The sequence below is a fragment of the Aeromonas sp. s3 genome, from assembly GCF_040907805.1.
Lineage (GTDB): Bacteria > Pseudomonadota > Gammaproteobacteria > Enterobacterales > Aeromonadaceae > Aeromonas > Aeromonas dhakensis.
Genome location: NZ_JBFOCQ010000006.1, coordinates 213939 through 227703, shown reverse-complemented (window position 1 = coordinate 227703; position 13765 = coordinate 213939). Strand labels below are relative to the sequence as shown.

The following is a 13765-nucleotide window of genomic DNA, read 5'->3' as shown; positions in this document are numbered from 1 at the left end:
GCGAAGGGCTCAGCCTTCGGCGGCGCGGATGGCGCGGTCCAGATCGGCGGGATTGAGGTCGGCCTGCTGAAAGGCCGGATTGCGGGGCAGCTCGATGTTGAGGTGTTGCACCACCGACAGCTGCAGCTGGCCGTGGCCCATGGCGTAGTCGAGGATATGGCCGCCGCCCCGGCGATCCTCGGTGATGAAGTGCTCGTGATAGCCGGCCACATTGATCCCCTGCACGAAGGGCGGGCAACGAAAGCCGACCAGGGTGCCGCGCCGCTGGCTGAACGAGAACAGCGGCTGAGCCTCGATGGCCTCCAGCATGGGCTTGTAGGGGGGACTCTGACAGGGGACGGTGCGCACCTGCGCCTGCTCGAACAGGCCGTCGAGTCGAAAGGCGACGAAGACGTTGTCGGTGCCCACCAACCGATCCACCCACTGGTGGATCTCCTCGCGGCTCAAGGGGTGATCGAAGCGGCGCTGCAGGCAAGGGCGAAAGTGGGTCATCACCGCGAACGGGGTCTTCTGCTCGGCTCTTGCCGGACGGGCCGAGCCGTCAGCCTTGAGCTGGTGGATCTGGCGCTCGAACGCAATCAGCTCGCCGTCGAGCCGGTTGAAGGTCCCGAGACCGAAGTCACCGTGGCGCAGCAGGTCGGCCATGGTGGTCTCCCCCTCGTAAACCCCCGCCAGCAGGGCGCTCATCAGGGAGCTCTGGTAGACCTCGCCGCCCCCCTGGCGAGCCTGCCAGCGAGCAAACTGCTGGCTGATCTCGATGGCGCAGTCACATGATGAATTGGTTTCCATTTGGATTTCACCTCCAATCCTGTTAGGTTGGCAAATCAGGATTCAATAGTGACCAAGATCACAGTTTGACACCAATATCCAAACCCATCAGCTTCGAGACGTACCAGATATGGAATTCCGTTACCTGCGCTACCTGGTGGCCGTGGCAGACAAACAGAGCTTTACCCGCGCCGCCGAGGCGCTGGGCATGGCCCAGCCGCCGCTCAGCCAGCAGATCCGCAAATTCGAACAGGAGGTGGGCACGCCGCTGTTTCACCGGCTGACCCGCAGTGTGGAGCTGACCGAGGCGGGGCTGAGCCTCTATCAGGATGCCAAGGGGATACTGGCGCAGACCGAGCAAGCCATGCAGAAGGCCAAGCGCATCGCTCGCGGCCAGCTGGGTTCGCTGCGCCTCGGCTTTGCCGGCTCCACCGTGCTGCACCCGAGCGTGCTGCAACTCATCCACGACTTTCGCCAGGCCTGGCCGGAGGTCAGCCTGCACCCCATCGAGAACAGCATGCCCAATCTGGTGCGCGATCTGGTGAGCGAGGAGCTGGATGCCGCCATCCTGCGCCTGCCCTGCAGCAGCAGCTCGGCGCTGGCCCACCACCTGATCGATGAGGAGGAGATGCTGATCGCCCTGCCCCCGCACCATCCGCTGGCCGGCAGTGGTGCCATTCCCATTGAGGCGCTGGCGCAGGATCCCTTCATCCTGTTCCCTCGCGAGCTCGGACCCGGGCTGCACGACGCCATCACCCAGCGCTGTCAGCGGGCCGGCTTCAGCCCCCGCCTCGGCAGCCAGAGTCCGCAGGTGATCTCTACCGTCGGCATGGTGCAGGCCGGTTTCGGGGTCGCCATCATCCCGCGCTCGGTCAGTGAGCTGCACCCCCACGGCGTCAGCTATCACCCCATCGCAGATGAACCGCTCACCACCCGCATCAGCCTTGCCACCCGCCGCCATCCCCGCCAGAAGAGCCTGCAGCATCTGATTGGGCTGATCCCGCGCCAACCTTGAATCAACGTCATGCTGAACTTGATGATAAAGAGGGGAACTTTAGAGACAGGAGCTGTCGATTTCATAGCGACACCACATCTCTATCAGCTTGGACTTGGCACTCATAATGCTATATTTTGCCGGCTCAATTTGGCTAATCAGCAATTATGTGGAGCTGGAAGCCGGCATGCTTGGAGATTCTCCCGACGCCCTGAACCATCCAATCAGGAACCCCAGAAACGTTATGAAATAGGTGAAAATCAAGATGATATTGATCAATATCTTATAGTAAACACTCTCAACTTCCTCTATCTGAGTTGGATTGAAATCATTATTCAAAAAAACAATAACACTTCCATCTGGATTTTTTTCTATACTCACAACCAAGCCAGAAAGCGAATATCTTTCTGAAATTTCATCGCCATAAACATAGTGTAAAATACCACTAACAATGACATCATGATTGATTATCGGACTGATTATTCTTTTTACTTCTTGTCTTTTAGCAGATGGTGACGCAACCAACTCTGCTGGACCATAAAAATTCTCATAAATCCTTCTCCCTAAAGCCTCAGGATCATCAACCACATATTTTGAAATGTATTCAAGAATGAATGCTGGAGATGTGTCAAAATAATAGTTAATTTTCCCGGTTACGCGAACGGTGATCGGACAATTCACCTGCTTATCGAGTTTCATATTTACAAGGTATTTATAAAGTTCAGGATAACGCTCTGATAAAGCTCCCTCAACATCAGACTCGGCACTGTAATCCATACCTATGATATGCTGAGCAGAATTTTTTATACCTTGGATGTCGATCGAACTCTTATCACGAAGACAAACTGTATCATCGGCCCCATTTGCAATGGCTAAAACACCACTTACATGAATAAAGTCTTGTGATGACAGATCGTATAATGTGGAAAAGTTATTTCTATCGACTGCTATTTCCCTATTATATTCTGTAATTCCAGTATGGATTTGGTAAGCAGGTGACTGGTATAGGTTGTGAAGCACAACAATATGCAAAATCAAAAAAAACAATGCCAAAGCGCAGTTAAATTGACGAGAACCAAAAAGGAGGGATTGGGTACCATCTACATATTCTTTATTATTTATTCGCTCTGGGGAGAAAAATAATTCACGGTGAGTGCGCTGGCAATGGAGTCTATAACACTCCCCTGGCTGCAACTTCTTTGCGGGATCACTGACCATGTATCCATTGATGACTTTCCTTTCGCCAAACACACTATTAGCTGGCAGGAGCAAGCACTGTCCATCAAGCACAAACAAACGGTGCAATGTTAAGACTATCCATGAATAACCGCCCAATATACCGAGCATTAGGATAATTAATATCAACAAAGTGGGGATGCTATTTTCGAAAGAGAAAATAAAAGTAAATATTGAAAATATAGGAATGATGATATGTAAGGCTTCAAGATAGACAACATCACATTCTCTGGGCACCCACTGTTTGGACAGTTCCTCTGACTTACGAACTTCAGAAACAAGGAAAGCGCCATCTACACTGACGGCGTAGAGCGCATCTTTATAGATAAGACCCCGGATAACAACACTACGGGATGAATCCTCGCTGTAAGTGGCTGGCGGCCAATAAATAGACTCCACCCTCACGTCACCTACACAGGTATCATGCCAACGTTGCCGCCATCCTGGCGCCAATTGACGCACGTTATAAAGACCTTCATGTTGATAGATAGTTCTATCGGTAAATCGTCGTTTGTATATCTTTCTCAGCCAAACCAGATCCGCATCAGATAACTCATCAGCAGTTTTACCCCTCACCTTCAATCGAGCAATTGCGTCATCCCTTTCCTTCTGGCGCAAAGAATTATCTGACCACCAACAAAGCAATGTCATGGCCTTGATAAGGCTTATTAAGATGGGTATAAAATAGCTTAACAATTACATCTCCTTGATGTGATGCTTGGAGTAAGAGAAAATAAAACCCTGATATTGATAACAATATATATTGCAACTCCAAGAGTCTAAATAGTAAAAACTGAAACATCATGGAATATCAAATATCTTGCCAAGTTATCCTCATCCCATAACTAATCTGCTTCAGGATCTACTGCACCATCTATGCTGGTCATGGCCCGGTCTATAACCTTGAGTCGCTCTCTACTAGAACAAGCGAGCTGGTAGTGATAATTGCAACTTCGGGCATCTTTCCATCTCGCCTTGCGAAGCAGGTAGAGCCTACTTAGGCAGAACAAACCGACTCATGGGTTGAATGGGTCAACACCTGAACGGCCTGCGGGGTTATCTCTTCCCCCAGCAACTCGCGCACGTCACCCACAGTGAAGATGTTCCGGCCCTGGGCATATTGCTCCGCCAGCAACTGGTTGCAACGGGTCAACCGCTCGCTCGGCTTGGCCCACTGCTCGGGTGGCAATGGCTCACTCCAGGCTGCCAGCTCGGGATGGGAGACGAAATAACGCTCAGCAAAGCGCTGCTGCAAGCGGCTCTGGATATTGATGCGCAGTATGCCAAAGCGGGTGCCGTTCAGTTCCCACCAGAGGCGGCGTAAGGGGGAGAAGGCGCTACGGGGTATCTTCTGCTCCCGGCAAAACTCCTCAATCATGCCGTCAAAGGTGACCGGGGCCGGCTCGTCGATGGTCTCTGGCCCCTCTTCCATATAGCGGCGGATCATCTCCCACTCGCCGGCCCCCACCTCCTTGCTCAGGGTGCCGACGTTCATGCCGGACCAGAAGTGGCCGGGTCGCTCGTCCGAGTTGATACCGAAAAAAAGGCTCGCCATGGTCATCACCCCACTGACCGAGACCGCGGAGCCCTCTTCCACCATGGCGCACATCTCTTCCCAAGGGAAAATCCGGACTTCGGTGCGCTTGGTGCGCTTGTCCCAGCGCGACAGCATCACCTCGCGACGCTGGCGGTGAAAGCGAAATGGCAATACTCGGCGAAGTTGCTGTTGGTGCTCTCTCAGTATCTTGACTGTCAAAAACAAAGCTAAACCAGGCATCGTTCCAAGTAATAAAATGGTGCCAAGCAGATTCTCCCAGCTAAACTCCATCGCCCATTGGTTCGCCCCGATCCAGACCTCCTCATACAATCCAGTCCAGACGCCAGCCCAGCCTTGCCCGTTGCTCATCCCATTTCCAGGAGGCCCCCAAAACATTCCAGCAAAGATGAGTAGGCCAAGCACCCAGACCGAATAGAGTATTTGAGTTTGAAAGAGGGAACCACCCGCCCCTCCCAGCTCGATATAGTGGGGATGCTTTTGGGTCAACCAATCGACGCGGCGCACCGGTGGCGCATTGGTCATCACCGGCAGGGGGCTGAATACGGTACGGACGCCGAAGCGCTCCTGGCGGTGCTGGCCGGCGAAAAACGGCAATACTGAGTGTTTCATCCGTTCTCTATATCGATGCTGTCAGGTGGGTGGCAGTCACATCCCACCAACGATGGTATCCATTAGGGTGTCAACGCCTGAGCAGCCTGCGGGGTTATCTCTTCCCCCAGCAACTCACGCACGTCACCTACGGTGAAGATGTTCCGGCCCTGGGCATATTGCTCCGCCAGCAGCTGGTTGCAACGGCTCAGCCGCTCGCTCGGTTTGGCCCATTGCTCGGGTGGCAATGGCTCACTCCAGACCGCCAGCTCGGGATGGGCAGCGAAGTAGCGTTCTGCAAAGCGCTGCTGCAAGCGGCTCTGGATATTGATGCGCAGTATGCCAAAGCGGGTGCCGTTCAGTTCCCACCAGAGGCGGCGCAGGGGGGAGAAGGCGCTGCGGGGTATCTTGCGCTCCCTACAAAACTCCTCAATCATGCCGTCAAAGGTGACCGGGGCCGGCTCATCGATGGCCTCAGGCCCCTCTTCCATATAACGGCGGAGCATCTCCCACTCGCCGGCCCCCACCTCCTTGCTCAGGGTGCCGACGTTCATGCCGGACCAGAAGTGGCCGGGTCGCTCGTCCGAGTTGATACCGAAAAACAGGCTCGCCATGGTCATGACACCACTCACCGAGACCGCTGACCCCTCTCCCACCATGGCGCACATCTCTTCCCAGGGGAAAATCCGGACTTCGGTACGCTTGGTGCGCTTGTCCCAGCGCGACAGCATCACCTCGCGACGCTGACGGTGAAAACGAAACGGCAACACCCGGCGCAGCTGCTGCTGATGCTCCCACAACATTTTCAACGTCAAAAACAAGGCAAAACCGGGCCCCATCCCCAATCCCAGAACGGTCCCCAGCAAATTCATCCAGCTAAACTCCATCACCCATTGGTTCGCCCCGACCCAGACCTCCTGATAGTTGCCTGCCCAGACGCCAGCCCACCCCTGCCCGTCGCTCAACCCATTATGACCGGGCGGCCCCCAAAAGAATGCAGCAAAAACGACCAATCCCATGACCCAAAACGAATAGAGTATTTGGGTTTGAAAGAGAGAGCCGCCCGCCCCTCCCAGCTCGATATAGTGGGGACATTTCTTGGTCAACCAGTCGGTACGGCGCACCGGCGGCACATTGGTCATCACCGGCAGGGGGCTGAATACGGTGCGGGCGCCGAGGCGCTCCTGGCGGTGCTGGCCGGCAAAAAATGGCAATGTTGAGTGTTTCATACTTCCTCGTTATCGGTTCAGCAGGGGTTGCAGCTGGGCCACTATCTTGCCACGGGTCAGGGGAAAATCGTCATCCTCGTCGAGTGCATCCACTTGGCTCCAACCCGGCTCATCCCCGGCCAGCTTGGCCTCTTCCAGCCCCTGAAGCGTCTGCAGATTGAGGGAGAAGCGCAGCCCCCCCTGTTCCTCAAACAACTGGTTACCCTCCGCCGTAGTGACAGATACCACCAGATGCAGCCACGCCATGCGCCGTCTGCTGACGTCATCCTGGGGCCAGTCGAAGTCGAGGCGGGTATACAACCCCTCCTGAGCCACAGGTGCGGTCTGGCGAAAGTGGTCGGTGAAATCGACCAGCTTGCCCTCGCTCTTTACCAGGACGGCGAGTTTAACCTGCTCGGGGGCTGTCATGGGCAGCAGGATGCGCAGCTGGGTCAACACCCGTTGCTGCAGCGGCACATCGACGATGGTGCCCACCATCAAACGCTGCTGCGTCTTGGTCTCGGTGTTGTATTTAATCCTCAGGCGCGGGGTCTGCATCACCTCCTGCCACTTGCGTAACTGAAGGTCGTACTCCCACTCCTGGTTGGCGTGCAGAAATGGCAGTATGCCGCGCTTACCCCAGCGGGACTCGCTGGCCCAGCGCATCAGCGGGGTCGAGGTGAGGAAGTTGTAGGCCAGCTCGCCGCCGAAGATCAGGGCACTGGCCAGCCACATATAGGGGTTGAAGCGCACCGCGAAGCGCAGCGTGACGGCGGCGGCCCGCTGCCAGCTGATCTCCCCGGCGATGGCAGCCATGGTCATGCGAGTTCCAGCCACCGCTATCTTGCCGCTGGCATATGCCTGCAAACCATCGCCGCTCAGAGTGATCGCCGAGGCGACCATGGGCTCCCACTCTCCCCGGCGCCAATGGCGAGCTATTCGTGCCCCTTGCTTATAGCCGTCAGCCAATGCAGAAAAAGACCCCAGACCAGCAACCCATGTGGTTCCTAACGTTACTACCTTGCCAGCATTCTTTAGGCTGCTCTCAGCGCCCTGCTTGAGCCAACGGCAATAGGCAACGGTGCGCACCACCTCGACGCTGAGCGCCAATGCTGCCCCTACCAACCCAACGCTGGCAGACACTACATCAAAGGTCTGCGCCATAGTGAGCTTGCTCTTATGCGCCAGATCCCCCGATGTTTTGGCGAAGTTGAACCAGTTGGCCACCAGCACCACCAGACCCAGGCTGCCGCTGAGGGTTGCCCCGCCCAAGGCGGGTCTGGCTGCATTGCCAAACAGCACCTGATTACGCAAGGCGGCGCGACTCAAACGCAAGTGCTCTTCTATCTCCGTCAGGGTCGCGCCGCTGGCCTTGATCACAATATGGGATACAGGGTGAGGCTCGCCGGGGCGGGCCACCGGCTGGCTGTGTGCAAACACCTGCTCGCGCAGCGCCGCACTTTCACGCTGCACCGCGGCCCATTCGGCATTGGCGCGAGCTCTAATCTTGCTGTCGGTGGCGGTACTCTTGCTCGCCTTGTTGTATTCACTGGTGGCAGACTCAGCGCGTTTGCGCAGCGTCCCCAACGTACCCAAGGTTTTCTGCTGCCACTGCGTGTAACCAGCATCACTCTGAGTGCCGATATCCAGGGTGACGGCCGCATTCTTCGCCTGACCCAACAGCATGGCAATGGTGCCGGGTCTGGCATGGCGCAGCAGGCTATCTGCCTGACCTTGGGCCGCATGTATCCGCTCGGCCATTTTTTGCAGCTCGGGGATCGCCAGACGACCGAGTTCCGACGCCAGCCTGCTCATGGAGCCTTGCAACTGTGCAGGGACGCTGTCTATGAGCTTGAGATGCACCCCTGCCATCTGCGCCTGAAACTCCTTGAGGCCAGCCAGGCCATCGATCAGTGCACTGGTACTGTCCTTGACCCCCAGCGCGTTGTTGATGTCCCCTGCAAGCCCGTCATAGTCTTCAACGGTGGCAATATTGTCGGCGTTGGAGACCCAGAGATGGGTGTTCTGCTCACCCAGGGTGGCGAAAAATGCACTGACTTTCTGCCTGTGTTCCGGATCGTCTCCCAGACCAAGCAACCAGTGATACTCCAGATCCAGCCGACGTTTGAACTGCTCCTGCACCTCTTTGTCATAGACGGGAATGGCCGTGTAGGCCGCTGGCAACATAGCAACCCTGTCGGTTTCGAGCTGGAAACAGGTTTCCCGCCAATGGGTGACCTTGGCCTGAGCCGGCCCGTACCAGGCGCGCATGGCCTCCTCATCAATACGCTCCAGGATCCCTCGTGCTATCCGCATGCCCATCCAGCTTTCGCCGTAGAGCAGGTCTTTCTTCTGCTCACCGGCGCGGTCAAACATCGCCTTTAACTCTTGGCTGGAGATGCCTGCTTCCTTTGCCATCACGTCGTTCTTGGCCAGCTCGGAACGATAGGTTTCGAACGTCTTTTTATCGCCAAACGGCGAGGCACTGGGGCGATTCATCTTCTCCAATGCGGCTTCATAGTCTTGCTTGGCCTTCCAGTAGTCGCGATAGCGATTCTCCAACGCGTTGGGATGGGACTTGCTGTACTCGGCCAACTTTTGATTGTCCGCCGACTGCATCAACAAGAGGTCATCGCTCATCTCAATCAGTTGGAGCAACTGAGCGGCAGCAAAGTAATCCGCCCGGTTATAACCTTCGGCCATCCACTGCTCTTCTTGCTCCACCATCGCCAGATAAGCGCTGGCCAACTCTGTCATCAGACCGATCGGATCCTCCAGCAGCAGGATGGCAGCCTCCCCCTGGTAAGCAGGCAGTATTTTGCTGGTCAATACGCTAGCACTTTGCGTTTTTGGCATTTGGGTCAACCAACACCACTGATCGGTTTTGGCATGAGTGCTTTGCTGCGGGTGTGCCTCTGCCAGATGCTTCTCAAGCAGCTCAGGTGGCAGCAGATGTCGAGACCCATTTTGACAATCAAAACCGCCCAACTGGCAGGTTTGCATCATCTTTTGACGCAGCTTGGGGGAGCGCAGCAGCTGGCCTTGCAGCTTGGACGAGATCTTGGTACGACTGTAAAGCACCTGCACAGAACCGGAACGACTGACCACTATGGTAGAGTCCGATTCCTGATAAACAAACGCCTCCTTGCCTGAGGCGGATGCCAGCCCTTTCTGCTCCAGCTTGGCAACGCCCCCGTTCCCCGCCAATTGATAGGCATGGATGATATCGGGGCGCTTGCTGTGGATCAGATAGAGATAGCTCGTCTCGTCAATCAATCGGATCCCGACGGGGCGGTACTTGATGCTGGCAGCATGGTTGCTGGCTATGGCTGGATGGACCGTTTTCTGTTCAACCAACGCATAACGAACCGGTAATAGTTGAATCTTGTTTTTCTTCAATGGGCAAGTTTTTGTGCTCCCCTGAGCATTGGCACTGCTTGCTGCTGCAGCGTCTTGATTAGCACTCATATCTCAGTTCCCATTCTGTGTTGTGTTTCTGCGAGCTCGGCGGCTTGCTCAATTCTCTGTGAGGGGGTGAGTGAAGAAGTACACATGAGCAGTGCCGTGATGGCGGGATAAGCGTCACTCTCCTTCCAGGCAGTGCCGAGGTAACCCAGTACATTGAAGAAAAACAACAGGTCCCTTGGGCTTTCGAACCCTTTGCCATAACCCCATTCAGCCCACTCTGCTACCCACTGACGAGCATCAAGCTGTTCACCCAGACGTTCTGGGAACCATTTCCCCATATGGCGCCAGATATCATTTAGGGTGTTCAACCAGGTTACCTCTCCAAGACGTGTCCACTGGACATCACTCAGACGTAGCAACTTGCCAACTGGCAGTTCCGACGTGGAAACCTTTTTGTTCCACCATTCGGCAGGGGAGTTTGGGCGCAGCAACCTGTGCACAGGGATCCATACCTGCCCAATAGCCTGCCAAAGCCAAGGCTCATCATCTTGCAGCAGGCGGTACATGCCATCGGGCTGGGCCATCTTGAGCAACATGCAACTACCGTAAGGGCTTTCAACCTCGATCAATTGGCGTAGCCGCTCCGCGAGTGGTAATAACGGAAGCCGAGAGGAAAGGAGATATCCCCACCCCTCTTCTCCGTGGGCATACCAATCGAGCAGGGCTGGTGACGCCTCAACCAAGCAGGGAGAGGCTTCTCGCAGGGCATCCCAAGGTGCATAGAGATATATAGGTTGATAGGCAGGGCTATCGGTTACCTCAAACAACTGCCGTTCAAGCTCGGGGATCTGCCCGCCATCGAGCAGAAGATAAAGGTGCTCTCCTTTGGCCAAATCAAACTCGGGCAAAACCATTACTGGCTCTCCCCCTTGGCCAGCTGTTCACAAATCTCACAGACCGGCTCTGCCGATTTCAGCGTCGCGATCTGACGTGCGGGGTCCATGGGAGGTGGTGGTGCCACCACCTCAACCGCCTCCGGTTGGATCGGCATCTGGCCACCCCAGCCGGAACCTGACCCCGGGCTGCCGCCCGAGTTCATCTTGATGGAGCCACCAGAGAGGGTGACACCGCTCGGGTCGATTTTGACAAAACTCCCCCCCACCTTGAGGGTCAGCTCGGCACCCGCCTCCATCACTATCTTCATGCCCGCCTTGTGATGCACCTCGCTCCCCGCCTCCACCAGCAGAGACTGTCCCAGCTTCTGGTGCAGGCTGGCATCCACCGTCAGCGAGTAGTCAGCCTTCACTTGGTCGCGCTTCTCGCCCTCCACCGTCAGGTGGTCGTTGGCCTTGATGCGGGTCACCCGCTCGTTGTCGATATCGCGGTGCTCGTCGTGTTTGATGTGCCAGGCCGCATCGTTCTCTATCAGCACGTTCAGATCTTTCTGACCGTGGATATACATCTCTTCCTGCCCCGCCTGGTCTTCAAAGCGCAGCTCGTTGAAGCCCTCCCCCTGATGGGTCTCGGTGCGCAGCACGGTACGGGTCTTGTTGGCAGGCAGCTCATACGGCGGGCGGTTGGTGGCGTGATAGGTGCGACCAGTCACGATGGGCTGATCCGGGTCCCCTTCCAGGAAACTCACGATAACCTCGTGGCCGATACGGGGTATCGCCATCATGCCGTACTGGCCGCCGGCCCAGCCTTGCGAGACCCGCACCCAGCAGGAGCTCTGGTCGTTGGAGCTGCCATATCTATCCCACGGGAATTGCAGCTTCACCCGGCCGTGCTCGTCGCAGTAAATCTCCTCACCGTCGGGGCCCACCACGATGGCGATTTGCGGGCCGTCCACCATGGGCTTGTGGGGGGCTTCCGGGCTGCCGATGCGCGCCCGCCAGGTGGTGCTGGCTTTCACCACCCCGAACTCGTTGTGGTAGACGGTGGGGCCGCTGCCCCCCTCCTCTTCCAACGCCTGTGGCTGCAAGCCGGTGTGCTGGATGCGCACGATTTGCCAGTCGGTGTTGAGGCTACCGTTGGGGTGTTCGGTGAGGAAAAACGTCTGCCCCGGCTGCAAGGCAGCGCAGTTGGACTTAGCTTGGCCCGCCACCGCATCATTGCGCAGCGCATCGAGCCTGTGCTGGGCAAAGGCCTTGCCGCTCGGGTCTTCTTTGTAACGACCTGGAAAATCGAAGTGCTGGTAGGTATCCCGTTGATGCTCGAGCTCTACGCCCACCTTCTTGTGGGAGAGGCCATAGGCCGGGGTCTTGAAGCTGTAATCTTTGAGCTCCACATCCGAGGGGCGTACCGCCTCCCGGTAGTGGAACTGGCGCACGTAAGGACCTTGTTCAAGCGAGCGGTTGCCGAGGTTGAAGAAGAGCTCGGGGCCGGCAGTCAGGGCGGCTGCGTCATCGGCAAACACGATGCGGTGCTTGCCCTGCTCGAATTCGTGGAAGTAGAACATCCCCTCTTCGGCGGCGAGCCGGTTCACGAAATCGAGGTCGGTTTCTCGATACTGAACGCAGTACTCCCGCTTGGCGTGCTCGTTCTTGAGCGCAAAGGCGTAGTCGGTGATGCCGTGCTCTTGCAACAGGATGGAGAGGATTTCATCGGGCTTCTGCGCCTGGAAGATGCGGGAGTTCTGGCGCAAAGAGAGTCGCCACAGCGCCGGTTGCACCAGCAGTTGATAGCGGGTGCGGCGAAAGCCGCTGTCCCCTTGCGCGAAGTCACTCACCACCCCACAGACCCGGCGCTGCAGCTCGCCGTTGTACCACACCAGCAGCTCGCACGGCTGGTCCAGCACGGCGCCAAAGTCGATGTCGGGCTGGGCACTCGCCAGCTCCAGGCGCAGGTTGAACGGCCGGTTGAGCGCCTCATCCAGTGCAAACTCGGCCACCACGAAGGTGTTTTCGGGCAGGGCCCCCACCTTGACGGTGAATTGTAATCCTGTGCTGTCTGCCATGAAGCGCTCCTTAACCTGCCTGTCCGCTGCCCGAGCCAATCACCACACCGCCGCAGCCGACGGCGATACCGGTCACGGCGATGGATTGACCGCCACACCGCAAAGTTCGCTGGCGACCAGAGCTGCTGTGCGGATGGAGGGAATTGTCGGATTTATCGTAAGGGGCCAGCGGCTCGTCCTGCCGGGACACCAATTTGCCACCGAGAGAACGCTCAGAGCTGACTGAAATCACGGGAGATGAGAAAAGCCCATCGTGATCGATGAGCACGTCACCGGACGATGCAATGGTGGAACACATGACGACTGGCCTCTGTTGTGCTTTGCAATAAGGTCGGCTCGCAGCCATATGGCAAAACACAAAAGCTCCGACCGCATCCAGCTGAACGGGTCGGAGAAAGCTTGCACTGGCCTGACGACGGCTGACACTGCCATCACCAGGCCATGGGGTGCACTACAAGGAATAACGGCAATCAGAGATCGAGAATTAGGCCTCGATCGGTGCGCGCCAGTCATCCGCACCGGAAGTACCGGCAACGGTGTGCTCCCAGTCAATCTTGCGATAGGCCAGAGAGACCTGAATCAGCTGGGTGAAGTCAGACTTCGCAGGATCCTGGCAGTGCGGCATCTGGCAGTCGATGTCGACGATGGTGGCATCGGTCAGCACGGTAGAGAAGAAGTGCTCCTGCTTGCCCTCGACGGAGGTGCGGTACCACTTCAGGGTCACTTTCGGCAGCATTTCACCGGAGGCCAGGGAGTTGTACATCAGCGGCACGGCTTTGTTCAGGGCCACGGTGAACTTGAACGGCTTATGGACGCGCTGGCCAGCAGGCTGACCGGATTGCGGATCGGTCGGTACGGTGACGACGTGCTGGAACTCTTGCACCAGCATCTCGTCTTCGTGGCCCTGCACGAAGATGTTGCCGACGGAATCGGAAGTGAAGGCACCGGCGGTGATATTGCCCTGGGTTTTACCTTCGATGCTGATATAACATGGAGTTGGCATGAGTTTGCTCCTGATTGGTTGAACGGTAATGACACTCGACCGAACC

At 56.7% G+C, this 13765-nt stretch carries 10 protein-coding genes; 1 reads left to right on the top strand and 9 read right to left on the bottom strand.

Going from position 1 to position 13765, the window contains the following annotated elements; genetic code table 11:
- Positions 1 to 9: 9 nt before the first annotated feature.
- Positions 10 to 789 carry an acetolactate decarboxylase gene (gene budA, locus AB5Y98_RS01765; protein WP_017787776.1) on the bottom strand — a complete coding sequence of 260 codons (780 nt, stop codon included), beginning with the start codon at positions 787 to 789 and terminating at the stop codon, positions 10 to 12.
- Positions 790 to 898: 109 nt separating this feature from the next.
- Here budA and AB5Y98_RS01760 point away from each other — a divergent pair, with 109 nt between their 5' ends.
- Entirely contained in the window at positions 899 to 1783 is an 885-nt protein-coding gene (locus AB5Y98_RS01760) for a LysR family transcriptional regulator (protein ID WP_368231208.1), read from the top strand.
- A 144-nt stretch (positions 1784 to 1927) separates the two neighbouring features.
- Here the strand turns inward: AB5Y98_RS01760 and AB5Y98_RS01755 are convergent, their stop codons facing one another.
- The 8 genes from AB5Y98_RS01755 to hcp1 all read right to left on the bottom strand — a co-directional run bounded on the left by AB5Y98_RS01755 (position 1928) and on the right by hcp1 (position 13719).
- Positions 1928 to 3694 (bottom strand): hypothetical protein, encoded by a 1767-nt coding sequence (locus AB5Y98_RS01755; protein WP_368231207.1) that lies wholly within the window; start codon positions 3692 to 3694, stop codon positions 1928 to 1930.
- 301 nt (positions 3695 to 3995) lie between these two features.
- A complete protein-coding gene (locus AB5Y98_RS01750; protein WP_017787773.1) occupies positions 3996 to 5165 on the bottom strand; it encodes a hypothetical protein in 1170 nt (389 codons plus the stop codon).
- 62 nt (positions 5166 to 5227) lie between these two features.
- Positions 5228 to 6016 (bottom strand): hypothetical protein, encoded by a 789-nt coding sequence (locus AB5Y98_RS01745; protein ID WP_268000538.1) that lies wholly within the window; start codon positions 6014 to 6016, stop codon positions 5228 to 5230.
- Between the two features lie 366 nt (positions 6017 to 6382).
- Complete coding sequence (locus tag AB5Y98_RS01740) at positions 6383 to 9820, bottom strand: toxin VasX (protein WP_368231206.1); 3438 nt, start codon at positions 9818 to 9820, stop codon at positions 6383 to 6385.
- Entirely contained in the window at positions 9817 to 10674 is an 858-nt protein-coding gene (locus tag AB5Y98_RS01735) for a DUF4123 domain-containing protein (RefSeq protein ID WP_017781853.1), read from the bottom strand. Before AB5Y98_RS01735 ends, AB5Y98_RS01740 begins: the two co-directional genes overlap by 4 nt.
- On the bottom strand, positions 10674 to 12716 hold the full coding sequence (locus AB5Y98_RS01730) for a type VI secretion system tip protein VgrG (RefSeq protein WP_368231205.1): 2043 nt from the start codon (positions 12714 to 12716) through the stop codon (positions 10674 to 10676). The genes AB5Y98_RS01735 and AB5Y98_RS01730 overlap by 1 nt, the downstream gene beginning before the upstream one ends.
- Positions 12717 to 12726: 10 nt before the next feature.
- Complete coding sequence (locus AB5Y98_RS01725; protein WP_368231204.1) at positions 12727 to 13014, bottom strand: hypothetical protein; 288 nt, start codon at positions 13012 to 13014, stop codon at positions 12727 to 12729.
- Between the two features lie 186 nt (positions 13015 to 13200).
- Positions 13201 to 13719: a type VI secretion system effector Hcp1 gene (gene hcp1 / locus AB5Y98_RS01720; RefSeq protein WP_010634822.1), complete on the bottom strand. Its 519-nt coding sequence runs from the start codon at positions 13717 to 13719 to the stop codon at positions 13201 to 13203.
- Positions 13720 to 13765: the final 46 nt, after the last annotated feature.